Origin of the sequence: Aerococcus kribbianus, assembly GCF_026805545.1 — a bacterium.
GTDB classification, from domain to species: Bacteria; Bacillota; Bacilli; order Lactobacillales; family Aerococcaceae; genus Aerococcus; species Aerococcus kribbianus.
Map to the genome: position 1 here is coordinate 199207 of NZ_JAPRFR010000001.1, position 14450 is coordinate 213656.

Consider the following 14450-nt stretch of genomic DNA (forward strand, 5'->3'; position numbering starts at 1 on the left):
CAGCGTATCTATTGATACACTGCTCAGAGCTTTATTTTATGACAGGGTCTTGTCAAAGTTTCTTCCACCTGGCAACTTTATCCTTTATTTTTTGCTCTTATAAGCCAAAGTTTAATTCATAAACATTATCTTGGCTGTCTTGGTAGGCGTAAGACATCCCTTCGCGGAGGTAGTTATCTTTAGCATAACCTGGGACGTCATTGCGACTAATACATTTGAAGTCCTCGTCAACACCAATCACTTTAGCGTTCTTAGGTAGGGTTAATGGTAATTTCCCTTGGGCGGTGAAGTCACCTTTGACCACTTCTAGGATGGCTTTTTCCCAGGTATCGTAACCTGCAATTAGGACATCAGACACCGCTTCAACATTGCCTAAAATCCATGGCAAGGTAATATTAATTACAGTGATGACCTTCCCGCCGTTTTGGTGAACTTTGTCGGCAATAGCAAAGTAACGGTCTAGATTTGTAATAGTGGTTTCTCGGTAAGAATCACCATTTAAGGCAATGTTTTCCTTGTTTTCACAAATCTCTAACTCTAACAATCCAGGAGTAGAAGTAAAGTAATCTCCAGAAACTGGACGCAAGAAGAGCACGGCCACATCAGCTTGTGAATAGTCATAGCTTAGGTCAAAATCAAGTGCTTGGCCAGCTTTCCGTGCCTTGTCAGTATATTTATCGGCCTTATCTGCTTCTTTATGGAAGGCTTCAATATATACTTTTTGATTTTTTACAGGTAGAACTTGTTGATCTTTTAGTAAGGTAACTGATTTTAAGTGAGCTTGGTAAGCAGCCTCTTGGCGATCAGCATTGTTGTTAACAAAGTCACGGGCCGCTTGTTCGTCAACATAAGTATGGCTGTCAAAAATGCCTAATTTAAACATTTCTTCTAATAAAACTTGGTTGGATTGGTCAATTCGTTGTATAGGCACATAACCCTTTTCAACAGCAGCTTTTAGACTAGCAACATCAGTATTACCAGCAATGATATTGGTTCCAGCATTGATAGCCTTAGCAAATTTTCCAGGTTTAGATAGCGATTCAACGCCCCAATCCATATTGTCCACGATACCGGTATCAGAATTAATATAGCCAGTGAAGCCCATCTTATCACGGAGAATATCGTTCAATAAATATTCATTGAAGGCAAAACCAACTTCTTCAAAAGGAATCACATCACCTTCATAAGATTGGTAATGGGATTTTTCAATACTTGGTGCAGAATAATAAGGCATCATTGAAGAAACATTGTGTTGGGCAGCCACCTTGAAGGCTGGTAGGTGGTAGTCTTCTAAGGAGTTAGCTGTTCGGTAAATGTTCCATTTTCCTTCTTTGTAATGGGGGTCAAAACCATTTTCGCGCGCACCGCCACCTGGGAAATGCTTCATGGTTAGGGCAATCCCCCATTCATTAAGCGACTGGCCTTGGAAGCCATCGATTAAACGTCCCGTAATTTCACTGATAAAGAGCGGATCTTCACCAAAAGTTTGTTGGATACGTTGCCAGCGGGGATCAGTGACAGTATCAATCATGTACATGTAACCCTTACGTAGACCTGCATGCCACCATTCTTGACGACTATTGTCGGCAAAGTTTTCAATTAATTCGTAGTCAGCCCCTTTGGCTAAATCCCCTTTTTGGGCTGCGGAAATTCCTAAAGTACCTGGATAAAGTGACCAGGAGTCCGCTGCGGGATCACCATCAATATAGGTATCGCCATTCACCTCATTACGAGAATTAGAAGCAATAATAACAGGAATACCGAGCCGTGATGCTTCTGCTTGGGCTTGTAAAGCGTTGACCCATTCGACTTGGTCAGAAATGGGAAGTAAATCACGGGCAATAAAATGACGCATATGGTAGTCAGTAATTAGCTTCTTGGTATCCGGAATGTGTTTAAAGATTGGTGCATCCTCAATTTCACCAGTCAGCACCCCATCTTCTGAGGCCCATTCTGGGTGACCCTTCCCACTAAGTAAGCTATTGATGAGCATCATGCCCACCTTCTCATCCAAGTTCATTTGTTGGACTAAATCTTGCGCGCGTTCTTCAGCTGTTAAACGCCAGTCTTCATAAGGATCAAGTTTTCCATTGTTATTTAAGTCTTTAAATTCTAAACCATCAACATTGATAATCTCTTTATGTCGGGTTTCTAAAGGAATTTGTTGCATATCATCGCCCTCTTTCATAAATTTAGCATAGTAGAGAAATCGCTTACTTTCAATGAGCAAAAATTGCAATTTGTTTATTAAACAACAGTTTTTAATTTTTGTTGTTTAAGCCTACCCTAATGGTTGGACCAATCACTTCATGATTCGAAGTCATTTTACTACTTTAGTCAGCTAGTGAGACTCTTATCTAAGGCCTTATAATGCGCTACGGCTGTCAACCAATTCTTAACTATATTTTAACGGGATCATTGGATGATGTTGCTATCTGTAATCACTTGACTTCCCCATTTCATCGATTAACACCCTTACTAAGAAAAAAATGACAAAATTTTTAATTCAAAGTCAATAAAAGCAGCCGATTTATTAAAATCAGCTGCTTATGTTCAGTTTAAATTCCTATTCGGCAGGTATGAAACGGAATTTTTGCCAAGGTTTGATATCATCAATAATGAAGACCTGGTCGGGACGAATCCGACCCACTACATTGGATTTTCCGGAATTCTTCATATCTTGTAAAGCAATTTGCAATTCTCCAGCATAATGGCCATAGTCGCTAGACTCAATAATGATATCACCACGATGAATCGTTTCTGGGGCATTAATAATAGCAAAGTGATGCCCTTTATGTTTTACCCTGCTTTGTGAAGAGCGAATCATATACTTAGAAATATCACCACGATTGAAATGTAAGCCGTCAAAAATAATTGAGCGTTCGATTTCAGGTAAATCTGCAATGCATTCGACCGTAAAACTTGGTTGAGTAAGATTACTTTTTCCTAAACTATGAATTTCTTGCTGGGTAGCAAAGCAATTAGAAATAATAATATCATCAACCGCATTTAAAATTAAATGATGGAGTAATTGGGTGTCAATAGGCAAGTGACGATGGCTTTCTAAGGTTGGTAAACCATCAGTCACTGGCCAAGGACCAAAAGTATCTGGCGCTTGACTAGTGATAAAGGCAGCTGTCCGCAGACCATATTTTTTGAAGTTTTGAGTGCACTTTAGGAAATAATCTTGGCCCAGGCCTGTGTAAGCATGCGGATAAAAGTTATGGCAAGCCATTAAATTATAGGTGTTTGGCTGATAATCCATAATGGTATCAATAGTATGAACATCATTAGACATATTGATTTCAATCTTAAGCCCTTGCGGATTATAGGTCATCAAAGCCTCTTCTGCCCCAGAAAAGCCCATGTCTAGTCGCAAACCATCAGCGCCAATTTCGGCAAAAAAACTTAAATCGTCATAAGAAATTCCTAAGGCAGAAAAGACACGTGGGGCCACATCCACTATCACTTCAAACCCTAAAAATTTGGCATAGTGATTGATTTCTCGGAACTCGTTGACTAAGTGATCTTTGTCCTTGTTAACCGATAAGAGGCAAGAAAAAATTCGCGTAAAGCCTGCTTCGGCTGCAGTATCAAGGTAGTGAATAATCGCTTCTTTGTCACTTTTTTCAGGATAGATGGATAAACCCAGTTGACGCATTATAGTCTCCTTTCCACTTTATTCAATGGTATTTTCTTCTGATTCTTGTTTAAGCAGCTGTTGGTCATACTTCTTAACAAATGGGTAATAAATGATAACTGATAAGATAATCAATAAAACATTTAGCACCAAGGCTCGCCAGTCGGAATTGGTGGCTAAGAAAGCACCAATTGGCCCTGGTAAAGTCCAAGGTGCAGAAGCAACCACTGGGTTTACAAAGCCTAAACTGGTGGCAAACCAGGCAATGACGGCATTGAGTAAAGGAACAAAAATAAATGGAATCATTAAAACGGGGTTCATGATGATGGGGGCTCCAAACACAATCGGCTCATTAATATTAAAAAGTGTCGGAATAATGGTGGTTTTTCCTAAGGTTTTACCATATTTTGACCGCGTCAATAAGAAACATATTGCTAAACCGATTGTCGCACCAGAGCCACCAATATAGATAAACCATTGGTAGAAAGGCTCTGCTGCAATATTAGTGACCGCATTACCAGATACAAGTGCAGTGGCATTCTCCTCCAGTAAAACCAACCATAAGGGACGAGCGATGGAACCAACAATGGATGCTCCATGAATCCCAAAAACCCAGAAAAAAGAATTCAAGAAGGTTAATAGCAGTACAGAAGGCAAAGAATCTGATGCCGTAATTAATGGGGTAATCAAATTAGCAATGAGACCATGAACATCAATTTCTAACCACATGGTGATGGCAGATACTAGCAATAATACAATAGCAGTAGGTGTTAACGCTTCAAATGAGCGTGCCACTGAAGCAGGGACTTGGTCAGGCATAGAAATCTTGAAACCTGATTTTTGTGTTAGGCGATAAACTTCGACAGCAAAGAATGAAGCCAAAATACCGATAAACATGCCCCCTGCTCCTAAGTTAAGCATAGGCATTTGAAATCCTAGTGGCACTTGATCTAGGTATTCTGCCAATTCTGGATGCTGGCTAGCTAATTGTAAAAGTTCTTCACTTGGTTCAGCGACCATAGATGGCACTATTGTTAATAGGTAAGCTAATTCAGCAAGGATACCTCCGGATAAACCATCCAAGTCATATGATTTAGCCAAAGAGTTTCCAATGCCAAAAACCGCATACAGGGTCATAATATACATAGACATCCGGTATGGTAATAAAATTTTATCTTGGTTGGTGATTACCCATTGAGTAAATCCCCAAGATTCTGGCAAGGAATTAGGTAAAAAAGCAATCACCATAAACATGGACGCCACAATAATAATTGGTAGAGTTGAAATAATCCCATCACGAATGGCCTTCAAATGGCGTTGTTCGGCCATTTTAGCCATAGGAGTGGATAGGTGTTTATCTAAGAAATCAGTGATGTTATCCATAATACGATTCCTCCTTAGCTAGAATAGCTCACTAGCTTCACTTTTAATTTGCTTGAGTAAGAATGGCCCTCCAATTGGAGTATAACCTTGGGGTTTGATAAGTAAAACAGGGACCTCAGCTTTATCCCCTATTTTTTTCAGATCATCATAACGATGTCGAATTTGTGGCGCGATTAAGGCTAGATCATAATCTTTCGCAATCTCATTTTCAAATGCTGATGAGGAAGATTCGTGGACCTCAAAATCTAAGCCTTCTTTGGCAGCGGCTTCCTTTAATGATTTGGCCGCAATAGCAGACGACATTCCTCCTGCACAAGCGAGTAGTATTTTCATAAAAGACACTCCTTTATTGATTTTGTTGTATTTTAATTTCTAAGCTTGCTAATCGCCGGTTTTGTTTAATTAAAATTTTTGCTAAATCATTAACTTCAAGGGCGGTCATTAAATGGTCTTGGGCATGAACCATCAAAAGACTTAATGCAACCGGCTTTTCGTTCATTTCATCGGTAATCAACTTGGTTTGGGCCTTATGGGCTTTAAGTAGGTAGTCATGGCCTTCTTCCAACAAGCTTTCGGCCTTGTCAAAGTCGCCTTCTTCTGAGGCGTGAATTGCCTCATAGGCTAATGACTTGGCCGTACCACCATTAGCGATTAATTCAAAAATTATCTCTTCCATGGCTAACCTCCTTTCTTGCGATTGTAATCGTTTACAAAAACATTTTACCACAATTCATTTCTTTGTGGAATAGTATTTCTATTATCTTAAATATTTTAAGAAATTATATTTCAGTGTAAAGAAAAAAAGCTGGAGCGATGAGCTCCAACTTTATGACTGAGTTTTAACATGGCTTAAATGACTAAGAAATTTTCGCCTAAGTCTTCTATGGTGTTAGATTTTAAGCAATCAAAGTTGTAAGTGGCTAGGCTAGCAATATCAGAATTAATGAAATAAGTACCGGCTTGGGCCACCATAAGATTGACATGGAAGTCTTTTTCTAGGGTATCTTGTTCTGATAGAAAAACTAAAATGGCAGGTTTATGACAGGCTGACATAAAACCAAGCTCCATATTAACGCCCTCGTCTTTTTGGTCAACATCAACTAGAAACACTCCGATATCAGCTGTACCCATAGCATTTTTATCATTTTGATAGGTTTTCATTTGCCATTCCAAGGAGCCAAACATTCCTGTGGTATCGTCAAAGGACGCGTCCTTGTATTGGTTGTCCCAAGGATTGTGAACCACATCAACTGTGGGGTTTTGTGCCAAGGCTTCTTTTGCAGCATCCACCCATTGCGATTGTTGGTCATTATAGTTTGAGGAAGCCAAGTAAATTTTTGTCATGGTAAAACTCCTTTATTTTTTACTGTCTTCATTATAAAAGTCTGATGGCAAGGATTCAATGCCATTTTATTATTTATGGGCCTCACTTGATACTCTTTATATTATTACTAGCTGTTTCATGGTAAAATCGAAACAAAGATAGGAATACTTTTTATATTGAAAGGAAGTCTTTTCATGTTATTTAACCAAGATGCCCGCTATTATGCCCAGAAAATAAAGGATGGTCATTACTTACCTAGTGACTTGGTGGCAATGGCTATTGAAAATATCGAAACCTTAAACCCTCAATTAAATGCCGTTAACCATTATTTTTTTGATTATGCTCGGCAATTAGCGAAGGATTATGATAAAAAACTTGAGAATTTAAGTGCCATTGAGCGTCAAAAGCTACCGCCCTTTTTTGGTGTCCCCTTCTTATTAAAAGACTTGGGGCAAAATTTAGCCGGCTTTCCTAGCACTGATGGTGCGCAAATTACGCATGACAATTTGGCTGCAGCCACTGTTCCTTATACTAAGAAGGTTTTAGCAGCCGGTTTTATCATTGTTGGTCGGACTAATGTTCCTGAGTTTGGCTTAAAAACTGTCTCTGATTCATCTTACTATGGAACGGTTCGTCATCCTTTAAAAGCTAACTATAATCCTGGTGGGTCGTCAGGCGGTGCTGCAGCCGCTGTTAAGTCTGGTATGGTTCCCATTGCTGGGGCATCTGACGCGGGTGGTTCCATTCGCGTTCCTGCCTCAGATTGTGGGTTGATTGGTCTTAAGCCAAGTCAAGGCCGCATTGCTGATGGCCAAACCTTATACCACTCATTAAACAATTTAGGGGTTAATTTTGTCTTAAGCAAATCTATTGAAGATAGTTTTGCCTTCTTAAAGGCGTGTCAAGGCCGGGGTGAAGATGGCGATAAGGCCTTAATCCCTATTAGTGAGTCAGCTCTCACCCTTCCAGACAAACCTCTTCGTGTGGCTTATTTAGACCAGGATTTATTTGGGAAAAATCTAGACCAAGCAAGTAAAGACTTAATTGATAAAGGCATAAGTGGTTTGCAAAATCTTGGGGCCCAAGTGGATAAAGTGACTTTAGACTTAGATGGCAGAGAAATTTTAACTCGTTATTACCACTGTTTATTAGTCGAAACTGGCTACGCTCTAACCCATTTCATCGCTCACCCAGAAAAAATTTCCTTTGATTCAGTGGATCCTCTAACCTGGTTGGCCTATAAACTTGGGCCCCAACTCCCTGCCTTTACCTATGTAGAATTAAGGCAAAGTGCCAATGAAATTTATAAAGCGCTTGAAGAACTCTTTGGACATTATGATGTCTTACTCACACCAAGCACAGCTGGCTCAGCTATGGCTAATGAAGATTTACCACTTTCAAATGCTCTCCTAGCTAAGATTAGGGATATCGATGATCTTTCAATCACCGACCAAAAACAAGTCGTGCAAGCGGCCTTTGACCATTATTATTTACGAACCCCTTATAGCCAGTGGTTAAATATTTCTGGTCATCCGGCCATCTCCTTACCCATAAAACCACAAACTGGACAAATGAGTCGCGGTCTTCAAGTCATTGGGAAAATGGGAGCTGACTATGAGCTCCTACAAGTAGGCAAATTATTTGCCGAAAATAACCTTTTAGAGGATCAAAGTCTTCAAGCGATAAAAGAAAATTAATATATAAACATTTGTAGACATAGAAACTCCCCCTAAGCTAGCTACTTAAGGGGAGTTTTTATTGTCTATTTAGCAAGGTAAGGATTAATTTAGCCCCCGCCCTTTACAGTCTTAAGCGCCTTCTGTAAAGTCGCTAATTTCAAGACCTACTGGAGCATATAATTGCTCATATAAGGTATTAACATCGACGCTATCATCAACAATCCCTAGTGCTTGGTAGTCAGCAGTAATTTCCTTGACTGTAGCGGACATTTGATCTTGGCTTGGATGGTAATTTAATTTATCAATAAAATTGAAACCAATGTCATAATCACCGGTTAAGAAGTCTTGTTCATAGAGATAATCAATATAAGATTTAGAATCTTCTTCTGCCCAAGCATTAGCGCGATAGATGGCCCGGGTTAATTTCTTAGTAGTAATTGGGTTTTCACGGGCAAAATCCTTGTTGACATAGTAGGCACAGCATACTTCATCTTTGAAGTCTTCAGAAGTTGTGGTTGATTCAATTTTCTTCAAGCTACCATCTTTGACGTAAGGGTCGGCCATGTTTTCGTCATAGATTCCTCCGTCAAGTTCACCATTAGCAATGGCTTGTGGTGAAGCAGAAACATCGGTGGAGACCCAATTAATTGAATCTGTATCTACACCCGCATTTTCAAAGAAACGTAAACCAACATTATGATCACTCTCTCCTAAGCCACCGTGGATACCGATTTTAGCTCCTTCCAAGTCAGCAGAGCTTTCAACATCGGAGTCAGCGGCAACATAAAGTGCCTTACATCCTGTGTGGGCAGGGCCTAAGTATTGAGCATTGACACCGTTAATCATAGGGATTAAGGTTGGGGCGATTAAACCAATTCCGATAGCGGCTTGACCCGTTCCAACGGCATCAATTGAAGTTTGTGGGGTTTCAACGGTTTCTACCTTAAGTCCCTCATCTTCATAGAAGCCCATAGTTTCTGCCACGTTGATTGGCGCAGTACAACCTGTTGACGACACTAATTGAATACTTTGTCCATATGCGGGTTCTTTTTTCCAAGCTTCGTCATCGTCTACATCATAATCAGCTAAGGCGACAGCTTTTGTACCTCCAGCTGATTCTTGCTCGCCGGTTTCTACTTGTTCCTGCGTATTATTTTGACTGGCCCCTTGGTCTTGGCTTTTTTGGATTGATGTATTACATGCCGCTAAGACAAAGGCTGCTGAACCCAAAAATAAATACTTACCCAATCTATTCTTCATTACTATTCCTCCTATATAATATTAAATTAAATTAAAAATTTAATTCCTCAATAATTTCGCGTCGGTAATCAGAAAAGGCTTGGCTGGTGCGACGACGGGGATAGTCCATGTCGATATCAACCACTCGACTGATGCGACCTGGATGTGGTTTCATAACTACAACCTTACTAGCCATATAGACAGCTTCTTCCACATCATGGGTCACCATTATCATCAAATTACGGTTGTTTTGCCAGAGTTCTAATAGGGAGTCCTGTAGATTGGCACGAGTAAAGGCATCCAAGGCACCTAAGGGTTCGTCTAATAAGAAAACTTCTGGTTGGTTAATCATAGTACGGGCCAAACTCACCCGTTGAGCCATCCCCCCTGACAACTGCCGCGGATAATAGTCTTCATAACCTGATAAATTAATCAAATCAATAAGGTCATTAACGGCTTGGTCATCATGGTTTTTGTTCATATCTTGGCTATAAGCAATATTATCTCTAACCGTCCGCCAAGGAAACAATGTGGCATTCTGAAATACCAAACCAATATTTGCAGAAGGTTCAAGAATTTCTTGTCCGTTAAGTGTAATATCTCCTCGGGTTTGAGGAATTAAACCAGCAATCATTCGTAAAATTGTTGATTTCCCACATCCCGATGGTCCCACTATACAAATAAACTCATTTTCTTGGGCTGATAAAGAGATATCTTCTAGAGCCCAATTGATTTTATTGTCACTCGTGGGAAAAGCTTTGTAGACTTGATTTAAATTAAGCTTTGTCATTAGGCATCCTTCCATTTCAATAAATGTGATTCAATTAATTTCAACACAAAGTGAACAGCTAGAAACATGATACAGATTACTAATATGCCACCATACATCTTATCGTATTGGGCCCAATTTTTTTGCCAGGTAATATAGAATCCCAAACCAGACTCTACACCCATCATTTCAGCTACGATTAATGAGGTACAGGCGGTAGACATTCCTTGGATAAGTCCTGTGAATACATTGGGCAAAATAGCAGGAATCGTAATTGAAGTCATCAATTGCCTTTGCTCGGCGCCTAAGGTTTTGGCGACTTCATAGTATTCACGGTCAATGGAACGGACACCAGCAAAACTAGCATTATGTAAAGCAAAGAAAACCCCTAAAGAAATGACAAACAATGCCCCATTTCTGAGTGAGGCGGCTAGGACCATGACGATAGGAATCCAAGTTGTGGTTGGAATTGACCCAATTACCGTAACAAAGGGAGAGATCCAATAATTTGTCTTTTCAAAATAACCACATAGAATTCCTGATAGTAAACCAACAATTGCCCCCAATATAAAACCTTGAAATAAAAGGGATAGGGACGATGTCGTTGATTCCATTAGAAATGACCAATCGGATAGAATCGCGTTAATTAATTGATCTACCCAGGGAAAATAGGGTAATAAAAGGGTTGCTGTCTTTAAGGTCAAAATATCATAAACCATTAATAAAAAGAAAATCAAAGTTTGTAGGGGTGCCTTATAGCGCCAACGTTTGAACTGCTTGTTATTAAACATGGCCAATAATCCGCGAATGAGGTAATAAATGGCGAATGCCCCAAGAAAATAAACATAGGTAAAGGTATTTTGATTACCAGGATAATTAGGAATATAGAGATACTCCAATAAATGAATAATTGTCATCAAAAATGGGAGAAAACAAATGACTTTGTCTAATTGTTTTTCCAAAGGAGTTTTTTCCTTTTTCTCCAATTCTTGTAGATCGGCAGAGCTAAGATCTAGCTTTGCTTCTGACTTTTGTTGTTTTGTGACCATTGCTAAGCTCCTTTTTCATTATAGATAACTATGAATAAATAAATTTATGACTAACTTGATTAGTCTTATGTTGCATGGCACGTGCCATCAAATCAGTAAAAATGGCTAAATGATCTGGATAAGTCTCTACTAAGCTTTCAGGATGGTATTGAACCCCTAAGAAATCAAGTTCTTCAGAAGTTGATTCGACTGCTTCAATCACTTGGTCAGAGGACCAGGCGGTAACCTCAAGACTTTGTCCTAGTTGGTCAATTGCTTGGTGGTGAATGGAATTCACTCTAGAACTTTGGCCCAATAAGTGATGCATTTGAGAGTGACGATCTAATGTCAAATCATGAACCAAATCTCCCATTCTCTCAATTTGATTGTGAGAGAGTACCTTATTTGAACTTTCAGATAGATCCTGATAGAGGCTACCTCCCAAATAAACATTCATAATTTGCAAACCACGGCAGATACCAAGAATGGGAAGATGTTGGTCAATAGCAGCTTCAATCAAGGCTAGCTCACGTTGGTCACGCGCCTGATCGACAGTGCCTAATTTACTGGATTGACTTTGGCCATACCATGAGGGACACACATCTGCTCCTCCCGCCAATAATAAGCCGTCAACTGAGGCAATATAATGGCTAGAAAGCTGGGGGTCATGGATTGGAATAATCACAGGTATACCGCCCGCCTTCAATATGGCATCGGTTACATTAGTTAAAGTATATGAGGAATTACTTCCCTTAAAGGTGTCAGTCGTGAACAGGGTATTTTCACCACTTGTGACACCGATAATTGGTTTTGTCATATCAAGCGCTCCTTTCTATAAAATAAAAAACCTCCGTTCCTTTGATAACACTGGATGTTATCAAAGGGACGAAGGTTGTCGTGTTTCCACCCTTATTCACCCTACCCTCACGGGTAGAGTCTCATGAGTTATGATTACTAACTCAATGGTTTAACGGTTATTAACCGATCGACTTGCTTGCACAAGTCGATAGCTCCGAGTGCACTTTCACCTAACTGTTCTTGTCTGTTCTCAGCTTGCAGACTTTCTGTAAAGATTGGCTATGGTTACTCTTCTCATCTCAGCTTTTAGTTCGTTATGTGAATACTTTAATATATTTTTAATAGAAAAGCAACGCAATTGCTCAAGAAATTTCAAGATTAATTATTTCAAAGCTTAATCGTGACACAATTTTCTAAAATAGTTAAATGTGAAATGGCTTAAGTGCAAGCATGCGAATATGACTCAACGGAAAAATAACGGTGTTAGCAGTCATACTTATCATTGGGTAAAATTAAAAAACCCTGCAAATAAGCCTTACAGCCTATTTACAGGGTTTTATTTGTTTTTCAAGCAGGAAAGCTACTTATTTTATTTAATTGCGCGTGATTCTAATCCTTCTTCTTCTAAGTAGAAGCGGAATGGGACTAAATCTTCAGCTTCGTATTTTTCTTTGAAAGCTTTGATTTCTTCTTCAGAAGCTGCTTTCGGATCAAGACGCAATTCTTCTACTGGAATTGGACGGTCATGAGTGATTTTAGCATCAATAACAACTGTCTTACCGTTCTTATTGTCTTCAACTGCTTGACGCATCACGTCATCCATGTCCTCGATACGAGTTACAGTGTAGCCAACAGCACCTTGAGCTTCCCCAATCTTAGCGTAGTCCACATCAATAAAGTCAGTACCGAATAAGTGTTTGTTAGTGTCTTCATATTTGTTCTTAATGAAGGCATATTCAGTGTTTGAGAAGACCACATTGATTACTGGTAAGTCATATTGGACGTTAGTCACTACGTCTGGGTAGGTCATATTGAAGGCACCATCACCCATGATGTTCCATACTTGACGGTCTGGATTATCCTTCTTGGCTGCAATACCACCTGGTAGAGCAATCCCCATTGTTGCGAATAATGGAGAAGTTCGCCACATATTCTTAGGATTCATGTGCAAGTGACGAATTGAAGTTTGTGTTGAGTTACCAACATCAATAGAGTAAATGGCATCGTCATCCGCATACTTGTTGATTGCATTATAAACTTGGTATAACTGTAATTCTCCTTCAGTTTTACCTTCAAGTTTATTCATGTAGTCACGCCAGTTTTGATTGTTCTTAATGCTGGCATTCCACCAAGCAGATTCTTCTACTGGGTCAACCTTATCCAAGATTGCTTGGGCAGCTTCCTTAGCGTCACCTAAGATTGCAGCATCTAAGGCATGACGTTTACCTAATTTATGTGGGTCAGAATCAACTTGGATGAACTTGTCAACATTCTTGAAGGTTGAATAAGTTTCAGAGAATGGGAAGTTAGAGCCAAGGAATAGAACAGTGTCTGCTTCAAAGACTACTTCATTGGCTGGTTTCCAACCCACACGGTAAGCAGATCCTGTTAAGGCCTCTTCATCCCACTCGAAGGCATCAAAGTTCTTACCAGTTGTGATGATTGGTGCTTTAATTTTGTGAGCTAATTCAGTTACGATGTCACCAGCACCATTAGCACCAAATCCAGAATAGATGACTGGACGTTCAGCCTTGTTCAATAAATCAACAGCTTGGTTGATATCTTCGTCATTCAAGGCAGATGGAATATATGGACGTTGGTAAGATCCAGAACCATAGTAAGAGTCTTCAGGGATTTCTACCCAACCAAAGTTAACAGGCACTTCAATCACAGCAGGTCCCTTGTTAGCAATGGCAGCACGCGCCGCTTCGTCTACAACCTTAGGCAATTGTTCAGGGTAAGCTACACGCTTGTTATATACAGCGATACCTGAGTACATTGGGTTTTGGTTTAATTCTTGGAAAGCATCTAGGTTTAGCTCTTCATTTGGACGAGAACCTTGGATAGCTAAGAATGGCGTGTTATCCATCGCTGCATCATAAACCCCATTAATTAAGTGAGTGGCACCTGGTCCACCAGAACCAACTGCAACCCCTAGAGGGCCTCCAAACTTATGTTGCATGACAGCAGCAAGAGCACCAATTTCTTCATGGCGAACTTGTAGGAATTGAATATCCTTGTCTTCTGCAAGAGCATCCATTAAAGAACCTAGTGTACCAGAAGGGATACCATAAATTGTATCCACACCCCAAGTTTTAAGTACGTTTAAGGCCGCTGCAGAAGCAGGAATTGTCTTTTGACTCATTAGTAAGTCGTCCTCCTTATAGACATTTATTGTAATTCACATCGATAAAATCGTAACATATTTTAAGTTTTTTGCAAACGAAATAGCCATAAAATTACTATAACAGATTGCGAATTAGACTAGCACAGGTTAAACAAGAACAAAAAATGTATTAATTTTATTTTCTTATTTCTTCAATATCTAGTTCTTAAATATGATAACCCCTTGATACCAAAGGGTTTTTAT

The 14450-nt window shown here is 39.7% G+C and carries 12 protein-coding genes and 1 other annotated feature; of the genes, 1 reads left to right on the forward strand and 11 read right to left on the reverse strand.

All coding sequences use genetic code 11. The features are described from left to right. Positions 1–97 precede the first annotated feature (97 nt). The 6 genes from OW157_RS00960 to OW157_RS00985 all read right to left on the reverse strand — a co-directional run bounded on the left by OW157_RS00960 (position 98) and on the right by OW157_RS00985 (position 6367). Entirely contained in the window at positions 98–2170 is a 2073-nt protein-coding gene (locus OW157_RS00960) for a glycoside hydrolase family 3 protein (RefSeq protein ID WP_268751463.1), read from the reverse strand. A 396-nt stretch (positions 2171–2566) separates the two neighbouring features. After that, positions 2567–3661 (reverse strand): DUF871 domain-containing protein, encoded by a 1095-nt coding sequence (locus OW157_RS00965; protein ID WP_268751464.1) that lies wholly within the window; start codon positions 3659–3661, stop codon positions 2567–2569. An 18-nt stretch (positions 3662–3679) separates the two neighbouring features. Beyond that, entirely contained in the window at positions 3680–5026 is a 1347-nt protein-coding gene (locus OW157_RS00970; RefSeq protein ID WP_268752230.1) for a PTS sugar transporter subunit IIC, read from the reverse strand. A 15-nt stretch (positions 5027–5041) separates the two neighbouring features. After that, the gene (locus OW157_RS00975; RefSeq protein WP_268751465.1) at positions 5042–5356 is read right to left on the reverse strand and encodes a PTS sugar transporter subunit IIB; all 315 of its coding nucleotides are present in this window, start codon (positions 5354–5356) and stop codon (positions 5042–5044) included. Positions 5357–5369: 13 nt separating this feature from the next. After that, a complete protein-coding gene (locus tag OW157_RS00980; RefSeq protein ID WP_268751466.1) occupies positions 5370–5699 on the reverse strand; it encodes a PTS lactose/cellobiose transporter subunit IIA in 330 nt (109 codons plus the stop codon). Positions 5700–5872: 173 nt separating this feature from the next. Next, positions 5873–6367, reverse strand: coding sequence for a nucleoside 2-deoxyribosyltransferase (locus OW157_RS00985; protein WP_268751467.1), 495 nt, complete (start codon positions 6365–6367; stop codon positions 5873–5875). Between the two features lie 174 nt (positions 6368–6541). Between OW157_RS00985 and OW157_RS00990 the strand changes: the two genes are divergently transcribed. Continuing rightward, on the forward strand, positions 6542–8044 hold the full coding sequence (locus tag OW157_RS00990; protein ID WP_268751468.1) for an amidase family protein: 1503 nt from the start codon (positions 6542–6544) through the stop codon (positions 8042–8044). Between the two features lie 111 nt (positions 8045–8155). Here the strand turns inward: OW157_RS00990 and OW157_RS00995 are convergent, their stop codons facing one another. From OW157_RS00995 to spxB, 5 genes are all read right to left on the reverse strand, one after another. Then, entirely contained in the window at positions 8156–9286 is a 1131-nt protein-coding gene (locus OW157_RS00995; RefSeq protein ID WP_268751469.1) for an ABC transporter substrate-binding protein, read from the reverse strand. Positions 9287–9317: 31 nt separating this feature from the next. Beyond that, a complete protein-coding gene (locus tag OW157_RS01000) occupies positions 9318–10055 on the reverse strand; it encodes an ABC transporter ATP-binding protein (RefSeq protein ID WP_268751470.1) in 738 nt (245 codons plus the stop codon). Next, on the reverse strand, positions 10055–11083 hold the full coding sequence (locus OW157_RS01005; protein ID WP_268751471.1) for an ABC transporter permease: 1029 nt from the start codon (positions 11081–11083) through the stop codon (positions 10055–10057). The genes OW157_RS01000 and OW157_RS01005 overlap by 1 nt, the downstream gene beginning before the upstream one ends. A 28-nt stretch (positions 11084–11111) precedes the next feature. Beyond that, on the reverse strand, positions 11112–11879 hold the full coding sequence (locus OW157_RS01010) for a gamma-glutamyl-gamma-aminobutyrate hydrolase family protein (RefSeq protein ID WP_268751472.1): 768 nt from the start codon (positions 11877–11879) through the stop codon (positions 11112–11114). A 61-nt stretch (positions 11880–11940) separates the two neighbouring features. After that, positions 11941–12170: a binding site (T-box leader), on the reverse strand. A 279-nt stretch (positions 12171–12449) separates the two neighbouring features. After that, on the reverse strand, positions 12450–14225 hold the full coding sequence (gene spxB, locus OW157_RS01015) for a pyruvate oxidase (RefSeq protein ID WP_268751473.1): 1776 nt from the start codon (positions 14223–14225) through the stop codon (positions 12450–12452). Positions 14226–14450 lie beyond the last annotated feature (225 nt).